General features: G+C 58.1%; 4 protein-coding genes and 1 pseudogene. 1 reads left to right on the top strand and 4 read right to left on the bottom strand.

Features of this window, described 5'->3' with window-relative positions; all coding sequences use genetic code 11:
* Window positions 1-92, top strand: a pseudogene (locus CFB82_RS44400) (plasmid pRiA4b ORF-3 family protein); the annotation flags it as partial.
* Window positions 93-636: 544 nt separating this feature from the next.
* Here the strand turns inward: CFB82_RS44400 and CFB82_RS43645 are convergent.
* The 4 genes from CFB82_RS43645 to CFB82_RS41240 all read right to left on the bottom strand — a co-directional run bounded on the left by CFB82_RS43645 (window position 637) and on the right by CFB82_RS41240 (window position 2,197).
* Window positions 637-1,125, bottom strand: a complete 489-nt coding sequence (locus tag CFB82_RS43645) for a hypothetical protein (protein WP_179255540.1) — start codon at window positions 1,123-1,125, stop codon at window positions 637-639.
* 160 nt (window positions 1,126-1,285) lie between these two features.
* Complete coding sequence (locus CFB82_RS41250) at window positions 1,286-1,705, bottom strand: hypothetical protein (protein ID WP_089487931.1); 420 nt, start codon at window positions 1,703-1,705, stop codon at window positions 1,286-1,288.
* A 3-nt stretch (window positions 1,706-1,708) separates the two neighbouring features.
* A complete protein-coding gene (locus CFB82_RS41245) occupies window positions 1,709-2,035 on the bottom strand; it encodes a helix-turn-helix domain-containing protein (RefSeq protein ID WP_089487930.1) in 327 nt (108 codons plus the stop codon).
* 12 nt (window positions 2,036-2,047) lie between these two features.
* Window positions 2,048-2,197, bottom strand: a complete 150-nt coding sequence (locus CFB82_RS41240) for a helix-turn-helix transcriptional regulator (protein WP_256990782.1) — start codon at window positions 2,195-2,197, stop codon at window positions 2,048-2,050.
* Between the last annotated feature and the right edge of the window lie 165 nt (window positions 2,198-2,362).

Raw genomic sequence — 2,362 nt, 5'->3', positions numbered from 1 at the left:
TCGGCCCAGGATTCGACCCGGAGCTATTCGATTTGCGTGCTGCCAACGCCGCGTTGATGCGACTCGCGACCAATCGATGGGGTAATCGATAACTCCGTCACGACGGTGCTGGTGACGCGCTTACCATTGTTCTGCTGCTTGATGAACGCGACCGACTTGGGCGCCTTCAACTCGCCCAGGACTCGCAGTGTCTGCGTACATTGAGCCTGGGCTTTCAGAGCCATACGCATGAGGACTTCGGCCTGCGGGAGGCGCTTGGCGATATTCGCGCCCGCGAGCTGCGCGCACTCGTTGTAGATCGAGTTGAGCGACATGGCCTGCGCGATAAGCAGCGCCTCGGGCGTCGTCATATCACCCTCGCAAGCGCCTTTCACACGCCTGTGAAACTCCTCGTACATGTTGACAACGTTGGCCGGGCCGTAGGCCTTCATCGAGTCCGGAATAAAGCTCATTGCCGTGTGAGCCGCCATGAATGACGGTCGCGCCATCAAATCGGCGGTGGTTTTGGCGGCGGTCGTTCCGCGCTTTTCCGCACGCTCTTTGTCCGCAGGCGTAGCGGAGGCGGCGGGCTGGCCGCCGGTCTCGATCGCCGCGACGGAACTGGATGCAATCGCCGGCTCAGCCGTTTCCATCTGTTCAGAACGAGCCGTCGTCATTGATCCCCTCCCGGTAGTCGATCTGGTCGAAGTTGTTCCTGCGCATCGGTTTTCGATTTCGATTCACATATGCAACAGGGTCGAACTTGCCACGTTGCTGCGGCACTGCCTTGCCATGCACACGCGCCGCCTGTTCACCCTGGGCTGTCAGTACGCAATCACCGTCGGCGTAGCGCCACAATCGGTACCAGTTGTCCCGGACCGCATTCCGGAAGGCCGCCCGCCAGTCCCGGTATTTCTTTGCCGTGTTGTCGAGATGGCGCTCACGAAACTCCAGCCAGGCGATCTCAAGGAAATCGTCAGGAATGCCGGCACGCTCGGCGTAGCGATAGACCGGATCATCGGCAGGGATGGCCTTTTCGCCAGCGGCCTTGCACGCATCAAGGAGTTCGGCCATCGTGACCTCTTCCTGTCGCCGCTTCCGTTTCAGTAACGTTTCTGTATCGGGCAGCATCGATTGCTGGTTCATCGCTGAACCTCCTTCTGGGAAATTGCCTGTGTAGATGGCTTCTCTAGAGGGTCACCGTCTGGCGGTGTAGAGAGAGTGGCAAAAATGGCCTCTATTGCACCGTCTGGCGGTGTAGGAGAGACGGCCTCTACACCGTCTCCCGGTGCAATAGGAATGCTCCCTACACCGTCTCCCGGTGTAAGGGCATCATTTTCAGATAGGCACTTCGAACGAAGCCCGCTTCCGCTCCCTCGTCGTACCCATCCAGTCGATCCAATGTCTGCCACGTCAGTGCGTACCAGCTCGCTCGATTCGGTCGCCGTCCCTTTACCGTCTCGTAGATCAATCCAGCTTCCAGTAACTCCTGCTTGGCTCGCTGAATCGTGTCGTACGAAGTCCAGCCGCGCGGCTTCAAATACGCCAGAGTCGCGATCAAGCGCCCGTTGTCGTCCCCGTGGTATTGCCTCGCCATTTCGAGCAAGAGCGACTTGGCAGGGTGCGAAAGACCCAAATACGCCCGACTGTCGAGCACGATCCACGGAATCGCGAGAAAGCCACCAGCGTCGCGGCTGGTCTTGCTGTGTCGCCGCTTGTTCGCCATACATCACATGCCCCCCTCTTGAACCTGGCTTCGTACCTCTTTAACGAGCGTATAGAGCGCGACTTTTCGATGGGCGAAGCCGTCCGAATCGATAGCAGTTACTGGGGATGATGAGATAACGTGCCCGGCCAAGATCAATTCCCGAACACGCTGAGCGGGATGAGAGATTCCGTGGCGGCGAAGCGAATAAGTTGTTTGAGAGCCCGCGCGCAGATGTTCGAGCACCCGCGCCCGTTGCGCTGCGGTCGACATATCCCTATGATTGACCTTGCTGGTCATCTGGGTCGCGCCCTGGCAGGGGTTGCGGCCCTTGTCTTTATTGCTGGTCATGACGCATCCCCCTTACGCAGCAACCATGCCGCGCGATTCAGCGATGCGCTTCTGTAGATAGGCGTCGAGTTCAGCCTCGATGAAGATGGTGGTTCGGCTGCTCAGCTTTACCGGCTTCGGAAAATCAGCGTCGTGTTTCGCACGCAACCAGAGTGTGCTCACACCGATAAGCTCTCAACAGAAAGTAAATCTATAATTTGATCCGAATCCTTGAAGGACCGTATCGACGTCTTCTTCAAGGGTTTGGATGTCACGCGCCTTGAAGGCCAGCCACTCATATTTCATCTTGTGCCACAGTTTCTCGATGCGATTGAGCTCCGGGCTGTA

This window comes from Burkholderia sp. HI2714 (genome assembly GCF_002223085.1).
Lineage (GTDB): Bacteria > Pseudomonadota > Gammaproteobacteria > Burkholderiales > Burkholderiaceae > Burkholderia > Burkholderia lata_D.
The sequence above is the reverse complement of the archived record's forward strand: the minus strand, read 5'-3'. Positions and strand labels throughout refer to the sequence as shown.